30 protein-coding genes are annotated in these 17678 nt (G+C 29.1%); 28 read left to right on the forward strand and 2 right to left on the reverse strand.

Annotated features, from left to right (window positions below; translation table 11 throughout):
- The first annotated feature begins 232 nt into the window (after nt 1-232).
- From IAI10_RS16120 to IAI10_RS16215, 20 genes are all read left to right on the forward strand, one after another.
- A complete protein-coding gene (locus IAI10_RS16120) occupies nt 233-673 on the forward strand; it encodes a hypothetical protein (protein ID WP_315674324.1) in 441 nt (146 codons plus the stop codon).
- A 67-nt stretch (nt 674-740) separates the two neighbouring features.
- Nucleotides 741-953, forward strand: a complete 213-nt coding sequence (locus IAI10_RS16125) for a hypothetical protein (RefSeq protein ID WP_315674325.1) — start codon at nt 741-743, stop codon at nt 951-953.
- Between the two features lie 64 nt (nt 954-1017).
- Nucleotides 1018-1797: a GNAT family N-acetyltransferase gene (locus IAI10_RS16130; RefSeq protein ID WP_315674326.1), complete on the forward strand. Its 780-nt coding sequence runs from the start codon at nt 1018-1020 to the stop codon at nt 1795-1797.
- Nucleotides 1798-1827: 30 nt separating this feature from the next.
- Nucleotides 1828-2046 carry a hypothetical protein gene (locus IAI10_RS16135; RefSeq protein WP_315674327.1) on the forward strand — a complete coding sequence of 73 codons (219 nt, stop codon included), beginning with the start codon at nt 1828-1830 and terminating at the stop codon, nt 2044-2046.
- Complete coding sequence (locus tag IAI10_RS16140; RefSeq protein ID WP_315674328.1) at nt 2043-2291, forward strand: hypothetical protein; 249 nt, start codon at nt 2043-2045, stop codon at nt 2289-2291. The genes IAI10_RS16135 and IAI10_RS16140 overlap by 4 nt, the downstream gene beginning before the upstream one ends.
- A gap of 58 nt (nt 2292-2349) precedes the next feature.
- Entirely contained in the window at nt 2350-2631 is a 282-nt protein-coding gene (locus IAI10_RS16145; RefSeq protein ID WP_315674329.1) for a hypothetical protein, read from the forward strand.
- Nucleotides 2632-2704: 73 nt separating this feature from the next.
- The gene (locus IAI10_RS16150) at nt 2705-2914 is read left to right on the forward strand and encodes a hypothetical protein (protein WP_315674330.1); all 210 of its coding nucleotides are present in this window, start codon (nt 2705-2707) and stop codon (nt 2912-2914) included.
- Nucleotides 2915-2953: 39 nt separating this feature from the next.
- Nucleotides 2954-3820 (forward strand): DNA (cytosine-5-)-methyltransferase, encoded by an 867-nt coding sequence (locus tag IAI10_RS16155; protein ID WP_315674331.1) that lies wholly within the window; start codon nt 2954-2956, stop codon nt 3818-3820.
- Between the two features lie 382 nt (nt 3821-4202).
- Entirely contained in the window at nt 4203-4658 is a 456-nt protein-coding gene (locus IAI10_RS16160) for an XF1762 family protein (RefSeq protein WP_315674332.1), read from the forward strand.
- A gap of 62 nt (nt 4659-4720) precedes the next feature.
- The gene (locus IAI10_RS16165) at nt 4721-4936 is read left to right on the forward strand and encodes a Lar family restriction alleviation protein (RefSeq protein ID WP_315674333.1); all 216 of its coding nucleotides are present in this window, start codon (nt 4721-4723) and stop codon (nt 4934-4936) included.
- Between the two features lie 68 nt (nt 4937-5004).
- Complete coding sequence (locus IAI10_RS16170; RefSeq protein WP_315674334.1) at nt 5005-5172, forward strand: hypothetical protein; 168 nt, start codon at nt 5005-5007, stop codon at nt 5170-5172.
- A 52-nt stretch (nt 5173-5224) separates the two neighbouring features.
- Complete coding sequence (locus tag IAI10_RS16175; RefSeq protein WP_315674335.1) at nt 5225-5464, forward strand: hypothetical protein; 240 nt, start codon at nt 5225-5227, stop codon at nt 5462-5464.
- Nucleotides 5465-5547: 83 nt separating this feature from the next.
- Nucleotides 5548-5724, forward strand: coding sequence for a hypothetical protein (locus IAI10_RS16180; RefSeq protein ID WP_315674336.1), 177 nt, complete (start codon nt 5548-5550; stop codon nt 5722-5724).
- A 65-nt stretch (nt 5725-5789) separates the two neighbouring features.
- Nucleotides 5790-6422 carry a hypothetical protein gene (locus IAI10_RS16185; protein ID WP_315674337.1) on the forward strand — a complete coding sequence of 211 codons (633 nt, stop codon included), beginning with the start codon at nt 5790-5792 and terminating at the stop codon, nt 6420-6422.
- Nucleotides 6423-6479: 57 nt separating this feature from the next.
- Nucleotides 6480-6608 (forward strand): hypothetical protein, encoded by a 129-nt coding sequence (locus tag IAI10_RS16190; protein ID WP_315674338.1) that lies wholly within the window; start codon nt 6480-6482, stop codon nt 6606-6608.
- 179 nt (nt 6609-6787) lie between these two features.
- Nucleotides 6788-7144, forward strand: a complete 357-nt coding sequence (locus IAI10_RS16195; RefSeq protein WP_315674339.1) for a hypothetical protein — start codon at nt 6788-6790, stop codon at nt 7142-7144.
- Nucleotides 7145-7199: 55 nt separating this feature from the next.
- Nucleotides 7200-7487 (forward strand): hypothetical protein, encoded by a 288-nt coding sequence (locus IAI10_RS16200; protein ID WP_315674340.1) that lies wholly within the window; start codon nt 7200-7202, stop codon nt 7485-7487.
- Nucleotides 7488-7528: 41 nt separating this feature from the next.
- Nucleotides 7529-8161 (forward strand): recombinase family protein, encoded by a 633-nt coding sequence (locus tag IAI10_RS16205; protein ID WP_315674341.1) that lies wholly within the window; start codon nt 7529-7531, stop codon nt 8159-8161.
- A 1-nt stretch (nt 8162) separates the two neighbouring features.
- On the forward strand, nt 8163-8696 hold the full coding sequence (locus tag IAI10_RS16210) for a hypothetical protein (protein WP_315674342.1): 534 nt from the start codon (nt 8163-8165) through the stop codon (nt 8694-8696).
- A gap of 102 nt (nt 8697-8798) precedes the next feature.
- On the forward strand, nt 8799-9629 hold the full coding sequence (locus IAI10_RS16215; protein WP_315674343.1) for a tyrosine-type recombinase/integrase: 831 nt from the start codon (nt 8799-8801) through the stop codon (nt 9627-9629).
- 203 nt (nt 9630-9832) lie between these two features.
- Here the strand turns inward: IAI10_RS16215 and IAI10_RS16220 are convergent, their stop codons facing one another.
- A complete protein-coding gene (locus IAI10_RS16220) occupies nt 9833-10018 on the reverse strand; it encodes a hypothetical protein (RefSeq protein ID WP_315674344.1) in 186 nt (61 codons plus the stop codon).
- A gap of 718 nt (nt 10019-10736) precedes the next feature.
- Here IAI10_RS16220 and IAI10_RS16225 point away from each other — a divergent pair.
- From IAI10_RS16225 to IAI10_RS16255, 7 genes are all read left to right on the forward strand, one after another.
- Nucleotides 10737-12128 (forward strand): tetratricopeptide repeat protein, encoded by a 1392-nt coding sequence (locus tag IAI10_RS16225; protein ID WP_315674345.1) that lies wholly within the window; start codon nt 10737-10739, stop codon nt 12126-12128.
- An 11-nt stretch (nt 12129-12139) separates the two neighbouring features.
- Nucleotides 12140-12301, forward strand: a complete 162-nt coding sequence (locus tag IAI10_RS16230; protein ID WP_315674346.1) for a hypothetical protein — start codon at nt 12140-12142, stop codon at nt 12299-12301.
- A gap of 417 nt (nt 12302-12718) precedes the next feature.
- Entirely contained in the window at nt 12719-12958 is a 240-nt protein-coding gene (locus IAI10_RS16235) for a DUF5659 domain-containing protein (protein WP_315674347.1), read from the forward strand.
- Nucleotides 12959-13035: 77 nt separating this feature from the next.
- On the forward strand, nt 13036-14256 hold the full coding sequence (locus IAI10_RS16240) for a DNA cytosine methyltransferase (RefSeq protein ID WP_396334404.1): 1221 nt from the start codon (nt 13036-13038) through the stop codon (nt 14254-14256).
- 62 nt (nt 14257-14318) lie between these two features.
- Nucleotides 14319-15074, forward strand: coding sequence for a DNA adenine methylase (locus IAI10_RS16245; protein WP_315674348.1), 756 nt, complete (start codon nt 14319-14321; stop codon nt 15072-15074).
- Between the two features lie 12 nt (nt 15075-15086).
- Nucleotides 15087-15518 carry a hypothetical protein gene (locus tag IAI10_RS16250; protein ID WP_315674349.1) on the forward strand — a complete coding sequence of 144 codons (432 nt, stop codon included), beginning with the start codon at nt 15087-15089 and terminating at the stop codon, nt 15516-15518.
- A gap of 215 nt (nt 15519-15733) precedes the next feature.
- Nucleotides 15734-16024 carry a sigma factor-like helix-turn-helix DNA-binding protein gene (locus IAI10_RS16255; RefSeq protein ID WP_315674350.1) on the forward strand — a complete coding sequence of 97 codons (291 nt, stop codon included), beginning with the start codon at nt 15734-15736 and terminating at the stop codon, nt 16022-16024.
- Between the two features lie 39 nt (nt 16025-16063).
- Here IAI10_RS16255 and IAI10_RS16260 read toward each other — a convergent pair whose 3' ends face one another.
- Nucleotides 16064-16678, reverse strand: a complete 615-nt coding sequence (locus IAI10_RS16260) for a helix-turn-helix domain-containing protein (protein WP_315674351.1) — start codon at nt 16676-16678, stop codon at nt 16064-16066.
- Between the two features lie 545 nt (nt 16679-17223).
- Between IAI10_RS16260 and IAI10_RS16265 the strand changes: the two genes are divergently transcribed.
- Nucleotides 17224-17670 (forward strand): helix-turn-helix domain-containing protein, encoded by a 447-nt coding sequence (locus IAI10_RS16265; protein ID WP_315674352.1) that lies wholly within the window; start codon nt 17224-17226, stop codon nt 17668-17670.
- Nucleotides 17671-17678: the final 8 nt, after the last annotated feature.

Here is a 17678-nt window from a genome sequence, read left to right on the forward strand (position 1 = left end):
TCATTTCAGAAGGAAATATATAAAAGCACGTAAAGAAATGAAAATAGAGTTGAAAGCTTTGATGAAAGATAATGTAACTTTAATGATGTTAATAAGAGATATTTATATAGCTTATAGCCAAAGAAGCTATATTAAGCAAGTCATGGCTTAATTCAACGTTTGAGATAAGGGTTAGGGAGCAATAAGTACAAGAAGTGAAGATCCTGAAAAAAAGATGAAAGAAGGAGTAATAATGAGAAAATATATTATTGAAGTAAGCGAAGAAGGGATTAAAAAGACATTTATAGATGGAAATAAAAAGCATGAAGAAACATGGGTAAGAACCGAAGATGGTAGTAAAACTACTGGAGTTTGTATAACTGAACAATTAGAGCAGGATCGCGATTTTGAAGAAGAAGATTTAATAGAACTTTTAGACGAAGACGATATAGATGGAATATGGGATTATTTAGAGGAAAACCCTGGTCCAAGCAAAGGCAAACTAATAAAAAATCTAGCAACTTGTGATAAATGCAAGTCTGATTTAATCAGCAAGTACGAAAATGGAATTTGGGGGTTTAGCATACTCTTTGGGGATAAAGAAACAGGGTATTATACTGACTGCCCATTCTGTAAAGACGGAAAAAAATATAATATTCAAGAGGAAGATATAAAAGATATAATCAAAGATTAATTCGTCTTTCAAAGATTTGGGACAACCATTGAAAAATTTACGAGCTAAAAAAGAGGGGGGGTTAAAGATGGTTTTATTTGCAATAGTGAACAATAGTATTGAAAAGAAGTTTATTGAATGTGTTGCAGCAGAAGATTATGACGATATTGTTGGGTACTGTGATAAAAAGTATGGAAAAGAATCGTTACCTATAGGACTACCTGTAGTTCTTGATACAAAGGGAAATCCAGTTAGTGCCCAGGTATTTGATTTAGTGAAAGAAGAATTCAAAAAAAAGTAGTTGGAATTTTAAAACTATTTTGGAAGAATTGTAATCCAAGATATTATTAGGAGGTTTATTAAAAATGATGGACATGTTTAGTGAGAGAATAAGACTTATAAATATAAGAGGAGCTTCAAATTGCCTTATTGATTTTGACAATAATCCATTTTCTATATCAGAATTTAGTAATTCATATTCACAATTGGATGCTGCATTTTATGTTAATACAATAGATCTAATTCATACGAGTAAATTAACAATAGAAAATAAAAAATTAATTATATCTAAATTAAAATCATTACCTCACATTAAGCATGTATATGATGATGAGGAACAATTTCATTTTAGACCAGCCTATAAGGAAGATATTAAAAACCTAATACCAATATTCGCCACGAATTCTATAAAAAATGGTGGAACTTTAATTTGTGAAGATGCGGCTCCAAATGAATCAAATATAGATACTGTATATGTATTAGAATTTTTAGGTGAATTAGTAGCTTATGTAAGTCTAGAGAATAAGAATATTATTCATTATGATATGCGCGAAAGCATTATGCTTTTTGATAAAAAATTTAATGAAGAAGATTATATTTATATCAAGCAATGTGCAGTATTAAGAGGATATCAAGGTCGAGGGTTTGGTTCAACATTATACAAAGAATTATTTAATTATTTTACTAACTGTTCATTTTACTCTCACGTAAGTACTAAAAACATTCAATCGTTGAGACTTCATTATAGAAATGGATTTTATAAGATGGGAATATATCAGTCTGCTAATTTCCATGGTGCTGTAAATGATTATATAAGTGATCTTGTTTATAGACCTATTCAGATTTCAAATAAAAAGACACTCTGAAAATTGCGAATTTGAAAGGGGAATGAGCCAATGCCAACACAATGTGAAATCTGTGGTAGTTATTATGCTATATCAAAAGAGAATAGAGACATTAAAATTGCAGAAAACAATAAATGTTCTAAAAAAGAAGAGATTAAAGATATGTACAAACCTTTTAAAAATAGCAGGGAAGAAATTTGTATTGATTGTAAAACTTTTAGTCATATAAAAACTTTAAAAATAAAAACGATGGAGGAGAGATTGTTATGAAAAAAATAAAAGTATTTGTAATTAATGATGGACTTGACGGAATAATTGTAGCAAAAAGCATAAAACAAGCAATTAAAAAAATAGCACCTTTCTATTACCCTTATAAAGTTAATGATTTTATTAGTAGCATAAAGAAATGTCAAAAAGACTCTAGCTATGATGGAGATTGGACTTTGACCAATGTGAGGAAGGTTGCTAAAAAGGGCAAGTATAGGAAAACTAAGGTACTTGGATGGTGTGAATAGCACGTCATACAAAACTAGATACTATGAAAATATTGCAAACCTGAAAGGAAGGGATTTTATGAAAAAAGTAGCTTGGATTGATGGCACAAGCTATGGAAAAGGAGAACGTGGTGTTATCCAGCCAAGGGTGTTAAAAACTAAAATCGAGAATGTTTCAATAACCGTGCATAAACATATAGACTATGGTAATACTTGGCTATTAACATGCAGAGATTTAAATATAGAGAAAGAAATATTACAAACAGAAAACTTTGAAAAAGCACAAGAAAAAGCATTTTCTATTATTGTAAATAAAATAGAAAATCTTATTAAAATTAGAGATTTTCTATTAAATGAGTAATTCGCATTTCAAAACCTAGATGCAGCTGCTCCAGAAGAGTTGCAAAGTATTAGAAAGGAGTGAATTAAAACTTATGATGTATTCAACGGAATTAGATGTATTTTTAAAAAGTTATGAGGGCCTTCAGCTAGAATATAAAGCAGAACGTGTAAAAAATTTAAGTACAGAAAAATTATTAGCTTTACTAAGAAATATTGAAGAAAATGCTTCAGCATATGAGGAAGAAATTATTAAATGCTGTGCCAGTGTTCTATATGATAGAAACATTATTTTAATGTACTAGGTACCATGAAAAATAAGGTGAAGGAAAGTTGGTGAAAATATGATTACAGCAAAAAGTTATTTTAGTGGAGCTGGCGGGATGGATTTAGGGTTATCTCAAGCGGGTATAAAAGTAACTCATTCTTACGAAATAGATGCCACTTGCTGCGAAACTTTAAGGATGAATTTCAATCATGAGATTCATCAGGAAGATATAAGTCAGATAACTGTTTTGGATCAGCAAGATGCGAATATTTACGTTGGAACATTTCCATGCACCAGATATTCAACAGCTGCAGATATTCATAAGAGCAGAACGGGTGATGATTTATTCCTACACTTTTTCAGACATATAGCGCTTGCACAGCCAGAAATGTATATTGTCGAGAATGTACCAGGAATGAAAAAATTCAGAGTAGTTATGGAAGCTCTTACAAAGCTACCTGATTATTATGTAAGGGTTGAGTGTCCTGTAAATGCTAACATGTGGCTTCCTCAAGAACGTAAAAGGCTAATACTTATAGGCACTAAAAAGCCATTTAGTAATTTAGATTATCCAGAAAGTAAGCCTATAAAGTTAAAAGATATCATAGAACATGGCGTTGATTTGCCACTACCGCAATATGCTTTAAATAGGATAAACGGAATAGGAAACTATAGAGACAAGCCAATAATAAGTAATCCAGATATAGATGATATTGCTCCATGTGCAGTAGCGCATTATGGTACAGACCGTAGCACAAGATTAATTAAGGATGGAAACAACCTTAGATCATATACTGTTAGAGAATTTGCAAGACTGCAGGGATTTGAAGATGCTTTCAAATTTTCAGGGAGTGATAATAAAAAATATAAACAAATAGGGAATGCGGTAGCAGTACCTATGGCAAGGTGGGTAGGTCAACAGGCCTTAAAATATTTTAATTAGTTCGCAGTTCAAAACTTAACTATACCTATAAAAACAGTAGTATTCATAGTATCCAAAGACACTGGAATAGGCTTAAATAATGTGTTGTAGATAAGATAACTATACTCATTATTTATAGTCTACAAAGTATTTGTAGGTGATAGCCATTTACCCCTAATAACTGTTCTTTTGATTGCTTTTAACTGTCAAGGGCGTGGGTTACACGCTTCGTTCACCCTTGACAGTTAAACAGCATATCAAGGTACAATATTGCAGGGATAAATGGACTATAGCGTCGTTTATATATCAACATGGATTATGTACTGAAATTACTGCATCCGTTTATTAAATGTATAGATAACAAAACTATGAAATCAAGTCGAAGTGCCAGGAGGTGTGATAGATGAAATATGAATTACAACCAATAAGTTTAAACGAAGCAAAGATCTTTGTAACTAAATACCATAGGCATAACGTAGCTCCTGTTGGCCATAAGTTTTCCATAGGTTTAAATGATGGTGAAAAGGTAATAGGGGTTGTAATTGTAGGCAGACCAATTGCAAGGCATAGGCAGGATGGCTATACGTTAGAAGTCCTTAGATGCTGTGTCTTGGAAGGATATAAGGATGCTTGCAGTATGCTATATGCAGTTGCGTGGAGAGTGACCAGAAATCTTGGATATAAAAAATTAATAACATATACTCTTAAGAGCGAACCAGGAAGCAGTTTAAAAGCTGCAGGATATAAAATTATAGGGCAAACTGAATATAAGCCTAAAGGGTGGAATGTTCCAAGTAGACCAAGAGTTATAACAGAGAAGTACCCACTAGAGCAAAAAAATATTTGGGGAATCAGTTAGATCGTCTTTCAAAGAGCTGCCAATCAGTAGCAACAATAAAAATATTGCTAAGGAGTGATCAAATGCTAAAAAATTGTCCTTTTTGTGGGGGTAAAGCTGAATTTGTACAATTCGCTAATCCGAATAATTTTGTACATGTAAAATGTACTATATGCCACTGCTGCACTGATGGTTATCTGAAAAATAAGCTAGAAAACAGCCTTAAAGAGAATGAAAAAATACAAGCGGATATATGGAATCGACGTGAGCAGCCGTTTAGCCAATTAAGCCTATTTTAATCTTGCATTGTTATGCAATACAAAAATTCAAAGCAATCTATGAAAATAGTGTGAAGGGAGTTTTAACTATGAAACGTTATGAGGTTGAACACTTTTTAAGAATATTAGATGGTCTAATTACAGATTTAGAATTAAAAAGGGAAAATGCAGAATGTAAGCGTGCTAACGATATTTTATTTAAGAAAATAGAAGTTATTGTAGAAGCAAAAGAGAAAATCGAGAGAGAGTGGTTGTGACGTATTACAAAACTAGGTACTATGAAAAAATGCGAATTAGGAGGTTGTGAGAATGAGGATAGTATTATTAGTTGGTTACGGATTACTATTGATACATATAATATATTTGCTTTTAACAAATAAGGTATTAAGAGCATTTTTACATATGTTACTTTATCTATTAATAGGCGAAGTGGTTATAGATGGGTTCGTGAGTATATCGAAGCCTTTATATATTACTTTTTCGGTCTTACTTGTGCTATTAATTGGCATAGTTAATTATACGAGTAAAGGTGTTATAAAAAACAAATAGATTTATCTTTCAAGGGTGTAGCGAACAAGAAAAGTGGTTCATAATCTGAAAAATGCGAATATCAGAGGAATGGAGATGTTATTTTGAAAGTAAAAATTATAACTGATAATGAATCAATAAAAAAGGGAGTAATCGCTTCAGTATTATATGAAATAGGAACAGAATATTACAGAGTAAGAATTGGAGGCTCAACATATGGCTCTGATGGTGTATATTCTTCAGTTAAAAAAAGTAGTTGCGAGATTATAAAAAATTATTAGTGATAGGTCATAATTCAAATACTTATGACGAATTAACTTAATAAAGAGTGAAGGGAGTTATTTCTATGGAGTTGAAATTTGAAGAATGGAAACAAAAAGGTAATTATAGTGAAGAATATATAAATAACATAAGTGAATTAATGAGTTGGGGAATAGATATTGGAATGGCACAATCTATAATTGAGAGAGTGAGAGATAAGAAGAACATTCTTATTGTCGGAGCTGTAGCTTCTGGTAAAACTAAGTTGTTAAACTTGCTATTAAATATAACAGATAAAAATGAAAGATTCCGTTATCTTTATAATTCCAGCGGTGATAAATACAATGATTACGCAATGCATGTAGAACATCAAAATAGGATTGAATATCACATAAACATGGTAAATGAAGAGTATCACAGAATAAAAAAAGAAATATCTCAAAATTCACAAAAATTTTGGGAAAAGCCTGACTTCTATGTTATTGATGATGTTTATCAAGATGATTTAATAAAGATAGTGAAACAGTTAAAGGAATCATATTCCAAAGGAACGATAAGCACTTGCTTCCTTCGTAATAAGGGTGATTTGCAATTTATAGATATGTACCTGAAAAATTATTTTGATATTATCATTGTTGTAGAGTCTTATAAAAAAATAGAGGGTATTTTTTCAATACCTAAGAATGAAATAGAGGAAAAAAATATTCCATTATTATAATTTGCTTTTCAAAACTTAGTAGAACCCTTGAAACTTTACGAAGGAGTGAAAATAGATATGGTAAAAGGTTATTTATACGTAAAAGGAAATGCTAATATGTTTTGTCCTCATTGTGGGAATATACTGTGGAACGAGCTGCCTAATGGGAAAATGTGCTTATCCTGCGGATGGATCATGGATCGTTAATTTTAGAGTGTAACTCAGGATCTTTATTGATATACCGCCGATTGATAATGCACCAGCTGCTGGTGAGAATGATGTGGCTACATTTAAACTAAGTACCAGGTGTTATGAAAATTAAGAAAAGGAATTCGACATGTAAGGATATTACGTCTTAATATTTATAAGAAAAGAGGAAATTAATTATGTATAGTATGTATGTTAATGCTTCTAGGGTTGAATTAGATAATGATGTTGATTCATACAATGATAAGCTTGAAGAAATATATTATTTGCAAAATGATGATGTTTTTATAATTTTACGGCTACTTGATATATGGTATAAAGATTTAAATATTGAAGGTGGAAAATTAATTACTTTAGAGCATTTTTTAAAAGCTAAAATAAGTTTCAATGATAATAAAAATATCATACAAGAATATGTAGAAGAAGATGTAATATATAGAACAGAACATATACAGGAATTTTTCGATTATGTTGAAAACTATATAGATAAAAATGAAATAAAATGTTTGTACATCGAAACAGACTATTTTAGCTAATACGCATTTCAAAGCTAAGCACTTATATATTAATGGAAGGAGGAACTTTAAAAATATGATCAGTATGGAAAGATTTATATTTAATAATGATGGCGAGATTGTAGCCAAATTAAAGGAGCTGGGGATATTCACTAAAACAAAAACAGCTAAAGATCTAAAAAAGCTTAAGTTTAAGAAAAAAATCAATAATAAAACGGTTGAATTTAACTGTAAAATAGTTTCGTATAATAGAAAAAAAACTAATAATAATTGCTTGAATGAATACTATGAAAATCTTAGTATAGAAGTAGAAAATAAAGTGTTTGATATAAATATAGACTATTTCAAGGATATTCAAATATAGAGTGAATTACAAAATTAATTTGTGCTGGAGTGGTAGAGATTATGGATAGATGGTTTTATTACGTTAGGGTGTCATCAAAATGGAAGCAGAAAACAGATCGTCAAATATATAGTGGTGATTTACGAACATTTTGTGAGAGAAATGGAGTAAATGAAAAAGACATAATTGTAATGGAAGAAAAAGAAACAGGTAAACATTTTGAAAGACCTCAGTATCAGTTGTTAAAGAAAGTGGTTTCGTCAGGAGATAATATAATAGTGTCGGCCATTGATAGGTTTGGAAGAAATTATATACAAGGAAGAAAAGAGTTTGCTGAACTTATTAATGGGGGTGTTAAGGTATATGTTCTGAATAGACCAATGCTAGAGGATATGTATAAGTTAAATGATAATATGAGTAAGTTTATGATAAATTTTTTAGTGGACTGGGAGCTTATGAATGCAGAAGAAGAGTTAAAGCGGATAAAAGAAAGACAATCACAGGGAATCAAGGTAGCTAAAGCTCAAAATAAGCATTTAGGAAGACCGAGAGCTAAATATCCGGAAGCGTGGGAGCAATACTATAGTGAAATGAAGGCTGGAATGAGAACAAGAAAAGCAACTATGGATTTATTAGGATTAAAAAGTACAACTTTTTATAAGCTTAAGAGATTATGGGAGGGGAAGGTTAAATAAGATGGTGAGATACTATATATTTAAGATATATTTAATCTTATTTTTTATGCTGGTTATTATCTCAGGGGCTATTAGTTTATCAATATATAATATCAATGTATTAAATATTTTAAGCAGTGGATCTATGTATAATATAGCAGGGCAGGTGATAGTTGTTGCAAATGATCTAAAGATTAAATACGATGTAAGCCAAATACTGCACAATCAAAATCCGCATCTTCTAAATATAAACGTAAGTTATATAATTTCAACATTATTTTTTACTTTAGGATTATTACAGAATATTGGAGTATTAACTTTTAGCAACTTAAATAATATTATAATTTGCAGTGCTTCAACAATATATCTGTATTGGCAAAATGAAAAAAGAAAAAGGGATTTTTTAGAATATAGAAATTTCAAAAATGAATATATTAAAGAAAATGGCGAAGATGCTTTTAATGAATTTGAAAGAGAAAAAAATGAAGAAGTAGATGCAATGTATAATAAATTTAAAAATATTATAGAAAAAAATAATAATAAAGAAGAGAAATAGATGAAGTTTTATGTTTATATTGCAAAACAATAGCGCTTGTGTAAAAATAATATTAGATTACAATAAAGAAAAACCCGCCGATAACTAGAAGGAGAATAACTTATGGAGTTTGTAGATTGGCTAGCTAAAAATGGAAACAGCAAAAATACGATAAAATCTTACGATTTACATATAAGAGGATATAAAAAATGGTTCTCCGAAAATTATGGAAAAGAACTGTCGGTTTTATATAGAAATGATATTCAAGAATATATAAAATATTTAAAAGATATAAAAAATTTGAAACCCAGGAGTATAAATGCTAAGATTTCAGCATTAGACACATATAATAAATATTTGATTGAGGAAGACAAGCAAAGGGATAGAGTAATATTCAGGACTGATTTAATCAAAGTAGAAAAAGATAAAATAAATTCTAGTGTACACAAGGAAGATGTAGATAATTTCAGGCAGATGGTTTTAAATAATTCTGGTGAAAGAAACTTTGCCATTGTGACATTGATTGCTTATTCAGGAATAAAGATATCTGAAGCATTAGATATAAGAATTAGTAATGTTCATTTAGCAGAAAAAGAAATTATTATTATTTATGAAAATAGCACGAGAGTAATTGTAGTAAACAATATAATCATAGATGCTCTTAATAAATATATGGAAATAAGATCTTCAGAAAAATTTAAAGATAGTGATTTCTTATTTATAAGCAATAAATCATCAAGAGTAAATAGAACTATTATTAATAAATTATTTAATAAATACTCAAAAGACATCACACCTAACCTATTGCGAGGATTTTTTATTAAAAACGCATTAGAAAAAGGATGGTCGACTAATGAAGTAGCTGCACAAATTGGTGATTCAAGTGTATTAAGCTCACCGATTTATACACTTCCTTCTATGGAAGATATGAAAAATAAAGCTGAACTATTATAAGAAAAATATATGATGATCATATATGTAGAAACCGTGACATATCCAAAGAAAGTTTTTAAATAAAGTAAAAATATTATATTTTTACTTGAATATAAAATGTATTTATATGGTATAATAAAGGTAAAGGGTGAGTAGGCTGAAAAAAGCTACTTAATTAATTTAATATATCGGTTAAAAAAAGGAAATGAGATAGATTGCAGCTATTATTCATTTCCTTTTTTATTTTTATCTAAATCTACTGAGACTTCATGCATTATGTTATCTTTTTTTAATTTATGTTTAAAGTTTAGCCTATAGTTCTCTTGTTTGTAGAAAAACATAGAGACAATGGCTACAACACATATAACTGTAATACAAAATATAGTAACTATATAGAATGTAGAATCCATAAAGGGCCTCCTTCCAAGGAAGCAGCTTGATTTTATCTTCAGCCTACTCATATAGGTAATGGAAGGAGCGATATATTAAATAACCTTTACCTAAACATATTATAACATATTACATGTAAAAAATGGAATAAAAACTAAAAGCTAATTTATTTATTCATCAACTTGGAAGCTTAGGATCAGAAGGGAGAGCCTTAATAGAATTGAACATACAACTATATGTTGTTTTAAAAAAAATATATATAATTCAGGGGAGTAATTAATAAATTTATATATTTTTTTTATAATGTGAAAATTTATTGAATTTAATGTATTTTTAGGATAAAATATTAAACAAAAATATTTACATATTACCAGCATTAGGTTATATAAAGCAAAACTCTTATATATGAAACTGTCGGCAAACAAAGATTCATATATAAGAGCAGGATTAAATCAAGGTATCTTGATAAATTAATCATATACTACTAAATATATTTCTAATTGTCAATAGAAGGTGAAATTCTTTTGGTAAGTAAAGATTAATTGTTTAGTTAGTCCTGGTTTTGCTTAACAGCTCAATACGAGGATTTTTTGTTTATACAAAAAATAATAAATATATTTATTTTTGCATCTTTAAGGTTAATTGGCTTTATAATGCGTTTAATAAAAATTATTTTGATATTAATTGAAAATTTCAGAAGTAACAATATTGATTATTTTCAATTTGAAAGGAACAAAAATGAATATACTAACACCAGGAGAAAAAATTAAAAAAATAAGAGATGAATTAAAAATATCTCAGCGAGAGCTTACGTACATATTAAAAAAAGATGAAAATAATGTATGTAGAAAAATTGAAGTGATAACAAGAAACTATATAAGCGAAGTAGAAAATAATAAAGAAAAATTGACTCAATATACGGCCATCATAATAGTAAATAATATAAACAGAATATATAAGAATCGTAAAATCAATAAAGAAATAAGTGTAGAATTTCTGTTGGAAGATACACGAGCACAAAGGAATACTTACATAAAAAATACCTTAGAGAATTTATCTAAATGCCCCGCCGATGAAATTATTGTTGAAGATCTTATAAAAAGTAATAATTTTATCGATGAATATTCCGAGGATATAGAAAATGAACTTAAGTATAATTATTATCAATTTGCAGTATTATATTTCTTTAAATCAAGGCATGCAGATTTAGGAATAGAATTTATGTTAAAATGTACACTTATAGCAATAGAAAATAATTATATTGAAAAGCTTATATCTTTACTAGCTGATATATGCAAATATTTACTTTTGGCAGAAGAATATAAAGAGTTGGTCAATATTGATATATTTATTAAGTATGCTATGAAAAATATGTCTTTAATAAATAATAATGATATTAAAAGAATCAAATTTAGTATTGCTTCTGCATATAAAAATTTAAATAAATTTAAAGAAAGTTTGGAAACAATACAGTATTTAATTGATAAATGTGAACTTAAAAAGGATGAACTAACCGACATTTATATGTTAATGGCAAATTGCTATTTTAGGATGAAAGATTACCAGGAGGCAGAAAAATATAATCATGAGGCATTAAAAATAGGTGAATTTAAAAAAGGAAGTGTAACTCAAACTATAATATATAGAAACTTAAGTGAAATAGAATATTTCCAAGGTAGGATAGGAGCTGCTATCGAATATTTGAAAAAAGCAGATATAAATGAAGCAGATGATATAGTAGACGTAGTATTGGCAAAATATCACAATACACTTATGTATATTAGGTTGAAAAGTACTGAGAATCTACTAAAAAGTTTTAAGTTTATATTAGAAAATGGTTTCCCAAATCAAATCGCAGAATATGAATTGTCTGAAAAAGTAATTAACTATTTAATAAGTAATTCTTGTAATGATGATTTAGAAGATGTATTAAAAAAAATTGAATTTAATATATACACTGGAAAAATGAAAAATCAAGATTTACATGAATTATTTTTTCATGCAGCATGGTATTTTAAAGATATGTCGGATAAAAAATTTACAAAATATGTTAGGACGAAAGGATTAATAAAAGAATATATTATAAAATCTTCCACTTTAAATGAAAATCGTAGTAAAATGTGTATGTAGGAGGTGGAGCAATGTTACGTAAAGCTATAATATCAGTACTTATATTAACTTCATTAACTGTTGCAGGTATACAGCATAATTCAAGTAAAATTAGTAATAACAATATTTCACAAAAAACTTATTCGTCTACTGTAATGTTTCCGCAATATGAACAAGATCCCCCAGGATGGTAGGGTAAGTAAAATCGACAAAAAAATACTTAACACCAAAAGAACGTAAACACTAGTGTTTACGTTTTTTTGGTGCTAAAATTAAAAGAAACTATAGTTTATAAAAAAAAAGTAGTAGCATGCTACACAATTTACATGATTTTTAAAGAATATTTATATAATTCCAGTACAAGCAGTAACGCCTTTTTTATTTAAATATCAAAATTGATTATGTAAATATAAGGGAAAAAAGCATTTTTTCCAATTAAAACTAACATATATTTCCAGTGAGGAAATATAAGAATTTTGCCGAAAAATAAAGCTATTTTATTATGGCAATCTGTAGAGATAAAATGCTTTAATTTACAGAAGTAATGATTGTAATTATTATAATAGTATAATCTTACACCTAAGAAATAACAAGGAAAGAAGGGGTTACTAATGGAATTAAGGCCAATAAGTGATAAGGATCTCTTGGTGTTTTTAGTAGCAAAAGGTTTAGAAATTAAGGACATCAAAAAAGAGAAAGATAAGAACAGAAGTTTAGTTTATTTTGAAGATACCGATAAGCTAAACCAGGCAATGTTGCAATTTGCGAATAAGTCGGAACAAGTAAACATCTCAGATGTTCTTGCTGCAGAAAGAAGAGTAAAAACTCTTTTATGTATGCAAAAAAATTAAGTTATTTAGATTAAACTTTCAGCTTTCAGATGCAGCTGTCAACTAAGTATTAAATATGCTTAGGGGATGTGATGCAAATGAATTTTATAGATATATTTTCAGGAATTGGAGGCTTCAGATTAGGTTTAGAAATGGCAGGCCATCAATGTATAGGACATTGTGAAATGGATAAATTCTCCAATAAAGCATATGAAAAAATGCATTTAGTAAAGGAGAATGAGTGGTTTGCAGAAAATATTGAATTACTTAAATCAGGAGACATTCCAAGATCAGACATGTGGTGCTTCGGATTCCCATGCCAAGACATTAGTGTCGGAGGAAGACAGTCTGGACTTGAAGGATCCAGAAGTGGACTATTTTATAAAGTTATTGAGCTTGTCAAAGGCAAAAAAGAAGAAGATAAACCCTCAGTGTTGCTCATTGAGAACGTTAAAAACTTGTTTTCAGTTAATGGAGGATGGGATTTTGCCAGAGTTCTCTATAAGCTGGATGAAGCAGGGTATGATGCAGAATGGCAACTTATCAATTCTTCCTGGTACGTCCCACAGAACAGAGAGCGCATTTTCATTGTCGGACATATTAGAGGACGAAGTAGACGAAAAGTATTTCCTATCTCAAGAAGTTGTTCAGAAAATCTTAAAACAGTAGCTCATGGGAAACAAGGAGAGAGTGTGTATAATCCAGATGGCATTGGATGTACGTTACTTGGAAATGGCGGAGGCCATGGTGGAAAAACAGGGTTGTATTTCTTAGGAAATATAAATCCCAGCGGGAAAGGTATGAGTGGGAATGTATACGGAAGTAATGGAATTGCTCCAACACTAACAGCATCTGACTATAAATCACCACCTAAAATAACGGTAAATGCTGTTTTAACTCCGCAAAGGATAGAAAAACGACAAAATGGCAGACGAATTAAAAATGGCAATGAACCAATGTTTACTCTTACCGCTAATGATGTACATGGAGTACTCATTTCTGAGGCCACAAAGAAAGGATATACTGAAGCTTTGGCAGGTGATAGTATTAACTTTTCGGTACCAGGGAGTAGTACCAGGAGGGGAAGAGTAGGGAAGAATATAGCTAATACATTAGACACAGCGTGCAATCAAGGAACACTAACAAAGGGTAGAATACGAAGGTTGACCCCGCTTGAATGTTTTAGACTTCAAGGATTTCCAGATGAATATTTTTATAGAGCAAAATCTGCAGGATTAAGTGATACACGATTGTATAAATGTGCTGGGAATTCAGTTACTGTAAATGTAACGTATGATATCGGCAAGCGATTAAACTAGCTATTAGAAATTAAGCGTATATTCAACTTTCATCTTATTTAAAGATGAAAGGGTGATGTCGTATGTTAAAGCCTCCAATAGCAAGAATGGGTGGTAAAAGTAAACTTAGAAAAAAGATAATAGAAAAACTTCCGGAGCATTTATGTTATGTGGAACCATTTTTCGGAGTAGGTTGGGTGTATTTTGGCAAAATACCATCTCAAGTAGAAGTAATAAATGACGTAAATGGAGAACTAATTAATTTATTTAAAATGATAAAGTATCATGCTCCGGAAATCCAAAGACTAATGGAATATGAAATTTCCGCAAGAGATTTATTTAGTGATTATAAATCTCAGAACATAGAAAAACTAACAGAGCTTCAGAGAGCAATTAGATTTATATATACAGTATCTCAAAGTTTCGCAAGCAAAGGGATATCGTATGGATATGGCACAACTACAAAGCCTAGTCCTCAAATCTTTAATACTGGCAATTTAACAGATCTGAAGGAAAGGCTTAGAAATACATATATAGAAAATTTAAGTTTTGAAAAAATAATTGAAAAATATGATAGAGAGCATACTGTTTTTTTCTGTGATCCTCCATACTACGAGACTGATGGATATGGCAATGAATTTAAGGAAAAAGAACACTTAATACTATTAGATACTTTAAAAAGCATTAAAGGTAAATTTCTATTAACATTAAATGATCATCCAAAAGTAAGAGAATGGTATAAAGATTATAATATGCAGGAAGTTCAGGTAATGTACTCGGTAGCTAAAAAATCAGAGGCTAGAAAAAATTATAATGAATTAATAATAACAAATTACTAGGAGGTGCTAACTTTGGCAGCATGTAAAATAATTGAGAATAAGCTTATAGAATACTATAGTGAACTAAAAGAAAAAAATAAACTAGAGTATGAAATAAAGCTACTTGAGAACAATAGTAATAGATTATTTAGTAACTTAAAAAATTTAGAATTACTAAGTGGTAACGCTCAATCTGCCAAAGATAAATTAAAAAACAATATAGAAATTATTGTTCAGAAGCAGCTAAAAATAAATAAATTTATTGAGGAATATGCTGAAATAGAGTATAAAATAAATCAACTTGAAGAAGAAGATCAGAAATTACTGAGGCTTAGATATGATAAAAGATATTCATTTCAAAAATTGAATGATGAATTACATATGAGCAAATCTAGTTTAATAAGAAGAAAATCAAAATTGTTAAATATTATAAGTAATAATTTTAAAAATAGTATAAAATTATAAAGAAAATTAAATTACTGTATAAATTTTAATTATACTGCACTAAAATGCAGTATTTTCTTTTATTCTATATTAGGGAAAATGTAGAATAAGGAGGAATTTATTTTGACTAATGAAAAAAAAAATTACAGGAGGTACTTAAGAAGTACTATGATTACCAGCAAAGAAAGGGAAAAATTAAGTATGAAATAAAAAGGCTAACTGAAATTTACGATACTTTGAAGGAAATTAAGATATTTGACAGTGGTGATAAAGTAAAGAGAAAAATTAAAGAGACCGCTGATAGAATTTTGAAACTTTATATGGAACTCATACAGCTCCAAGAAGACAATGCAGGCATTGACTATATGCTTTCTGAAAAATTAGAAGCTGAAGAAAAATTAATCTTAAGAATGAAATATTTTGAAAATAAAACTGTAAGAACAATAGCAGATGATATTCATGTCAGTGCATCAACGGCATCAAGAAAAATAAATTATGCAATACGGAAACTAGTAAATATAATTTAAATAAAAATATGGAATAATAGATTAAATAAGATTAATCTATTATTCCATAGAAATAAATGAATGTATAACCTTACCTAATATATAAATGTTATTGTCATTTAATGAAATTAAATTAGTATCATTCGAATTAAATAAAAAAAATGTATCTTTGTGAACAAAAACTTTTTTTAGATATAAAGTGTCATTAATCTTAATCAATAGCAGATTGCCTTTTTCTGGTGTTCTAATTTCTTGGATTAACAACGTGTCATTTTGCATTATTTTTATATTATTAAGTACAAATGAATCCGGAGAGTTAAGCAAAAAATATTCGCCAGCATTTTCTTTAATTAAAAGATTTGGAATCAGCAAATAGGTTCTAACCGATTTTGAATCCTTATATACTTTATCTATAAAAGGAATATTTGAATAAAGAATATGATCATAATCGGTAAAATCTTTAGGCACTTTTAAATCAGAGAAACCACATAGATAGTCAATTGTAACACCAAAAAATTGTGCTAGAGATTTCTTTATTTCATCAGGAGCTTGTGATCTTCCTTGTTCGTAAGCTGCTAAAGCGCCTCTTTCAATAGAAATTGCCGTAGCCAATTCTGCTTGACTAAGTTTTTTTTCTTTCCGAAGAAATTTTAATCGATCTGAAAAGCTTGCCATATTATCCCCCTTTAACAACTAACAAAATATAGTCACGATAAAAATATATGGAAAAAAATACCGATGTATTAATTTTAACATTATTTTATTAAGCATAGAACAATTGTAAAAAATAATTTCTACATGAGTATATATATAATTATATATTCAAAAATTAATAAAAAAAGAAAAAAATAATTTCAATATGTAAGCTAAATATAATAAATATAGCATAATAAACTAAAATTTATTTGACTGAAACAATTTTTTTCATTATAATTAGTATGTAAATGGAAAACAATTAGATATATAGTATGTAAAACAAGAATGAATTCCTTCTTGTAAGAATATTTGGGCCAAAAATGGCACAAATATGAAATTTTTTAGGTGTATTTTTTTATATAATATATACATGTTGTTTTCATAACAATGCCTTGGAAAGAAGGTGTCCTTACCCTTCTTACGTCCAAGGCATGTTACCCAAAAAGTCAAGTTTTTAAAAATTAAAATTATAAAATCCTTTAAAAAAAGGATTTTTTTTTATAACATTTTAAGGAGGAGGCATAGTGAGCAAAGAGCAAATTTATGAATTATTTTTTAATGGCGGCTTAAACATAGTTGAAATAGCAGATACGCTAAGTATAAGTAAACAAAGAGTATCTGATATTTTAAAGAAATTTTATGAAAATGAATATCAAACAGAAAAGGTCAGGAGAAGTGAAGTACGCAATGCTCTGCGAAATGAAAAAAAAGCAAAAAAAATTAAAGAAAAGAGACAAGCTAGTAAAAGCAATAGTTTTTACGATGTGACAGATAATGATCTTAGAAGAGAACATGAATGTGCATGTAGAGAACTATCTGAAGGAAGTAGAATTACAACTGAATCTTTTGTATTTCACTCTTTAAACGCATATGATGTTGTTGGAGATAACTTAGTGTACAATGAAAAATGCGGCAAGATTACTAAAAACGTGCCACGAAAATTTCCTCTAAAGGTTAATATTTATAGATAGGAGAAAGG

The sequence above is a fragment of the Clostridium sp. 19966 genome (assembly GCF_032335695.1).
Lineage (GTDB): Bacteria > Bacillota > Clostridia > Clostridiales > Clostridiaceae > JACTOJ01.

Coding starts and splice junctions, on each gene's coding strand:
- IAI10_RS16235 (WP_315674347.1), top strand. CDS start 12,719: ATGGAATTAAGGCCAATAAGTGATAAGGATCTCTTGGTGTTTTTAGTA.
- IAI10_RS16230 (WP_315674346.1), top strand. CDS start 12,140: ATGTTACGTAAAGCTATAATATCAGTACTTATATTAACTTCATTAACT.
- IAI10_RS16125 (WP_315674325.1), top strand. CDS start 741: ATGGTTTTATTTGCAATAGTGAACAATAGTATTGAAAAGAAGTTTATT.
- IAI10_RS16165 (WP_315674333.1), top strand. CDS start 4,721: ATGCTAAAAAATTGTCCTTTTTGTGGGGGTAAAGCTGAATTTGTACAA.
- IAI10_RS16210 (WP_315674342.1), top strand. CDS start 8,163: ATGGTGAGATACTATATATTTAAGATATATTTAATCTTATTTTTTATG.
- IAI10_RS16140 (WP_315674328.1), top strand. CDS start 2,043: ATGAAAAAAATAAAAGTATTTGTAATTAATGATGGACTTGACGGAATA.
- IAI10_RS16155 (WP_315674331.1), top strand. CDS start 2,954: ATGATTACAGCAAAAAGTTATTTTAGTGGAGCTGGCGGGATGGATTTA.
- IAI10_RS16245 (WP_315674348.1), top strand. CDS start 14,319: ATGTTAAAGCCTCCAATAGCAAGAATGGGTGGTAAAAGTAAACTTAGA.
- IAI10_RS16185 (WP_315674337.1), top strand. CDS start 5,790: ATGGAGTTGAAATTTGAAGAATGGAAACAAAAAGGTAATTATAGTGAA.
- IAI10_RS16215 (WP_315674343.1), top strand. CDS start 8,799: ATGGAGTTTGTAGATTGGCTAGCTAAAAATGGAAACAGCAAAAATACG.
- IAI10_RS16145 (WP_315674329.1), top strand. CDS start 2,350: ATGAAAAAAGTAGCTTGGATTGATGGCACAAGCTATGGAAAAGGAGAA.
- IAI10_RS16170 (WP_315674334.1), top strand. CDS start 5,005: ATGAAACGTTATGAGGTTGAACACTTTTTAAGAATATTAGATGGTCTA.
- IAI10_RS16200 (WP_315674340.1), top strand. CDS start 7,200: ATGATCAGTATGGAAAGATTTATATTTAATAATGATGGCGAGATTGTA.
- IAI10_RS16175 (WP_315674335.1), top strand. CDS start 5,225: ATGAGGATAGTATTATTAGTTGGTTACGGATTACTATTGATACATATA.
- IAI10_RS16120 (WP_315674324.1), top strand. CDS start 233: ATGAGAAAATATATTATTGAAGTAAGCGAAGAAGGGATTAAAAAGACA.
- IAI10_RS16225 (WP_315674345.1), top strand. CDS start 10,737: ATGAATATACTAACACCAGGAGAAAAAATTAAAAAAATAAGAGATGAA.
- IAI10_RS16160 (WP_315674332.1), top strand. CDS start 4,203: ATGAAATATGAATTACAACCAATAAGTTTAAACGAAGCAAAGATCTTT.
- IAI10_RS16205 (WP_315674341.1), top strand. CDS start 7,529: ATGGATAGATGGTTTTATTACGTTAGGGTGTCATCAAAATGGAAGCAG.
- IAI10_RS16135 (WP_315674327.1), top strand. CDS start 1,828: ATGCCAACACAATGTGAAATCTGTGGTAGTTATTATGCTATATCAAAA.
- IAI10_RS16240 (WP_396334404.1), top strand. CDS start 13,036: ATGAATTTTATAGATATATTTTCAGGAATTGGAGGCTTCAGATTAGGT.
- IAI10_RS16195 (WP_315674339.1), top strand. CDS start 6,788: ATGTATAGTATGTATGTTAATGCTTCTAGGGTTGAATTAGATAATGAT.
- IAI10_RS16130 (WP_315674326.1), top strand. CDS start 1,018: ATGATGGACATGTTTAGTGAGAGAATAAGACTTATAAATATAAGAGGA.
- IAI10_RS16150 (WP_315674330.1), top strand. CDS start 2,705: ATGATGTATTCAACGGAATTAGATGTATTTTTAAAAAGTTATGAGGGC.
- IAI10_RS16260 (WP_315674351.1), bottom strand. CDS start 16,678: ATGGCAAGCTTTTCAGATCGATTAAAATTTCTTCGGAAAGAAAAAAAA.
- IAI10_RS16190 (WP_315674338.1), top strand. CDS start 6,480: ATGGTAAAAGGTTATTTATACGTAAAAGGAAATGCTAATATGTTTTGT.
- IAI10_RS16220 (WP_315674344.1), bottom strand. CDS start 10,018: ATGGATTCTACATTCTATATAGTTACTATATTTTGTATTACAGTTATA.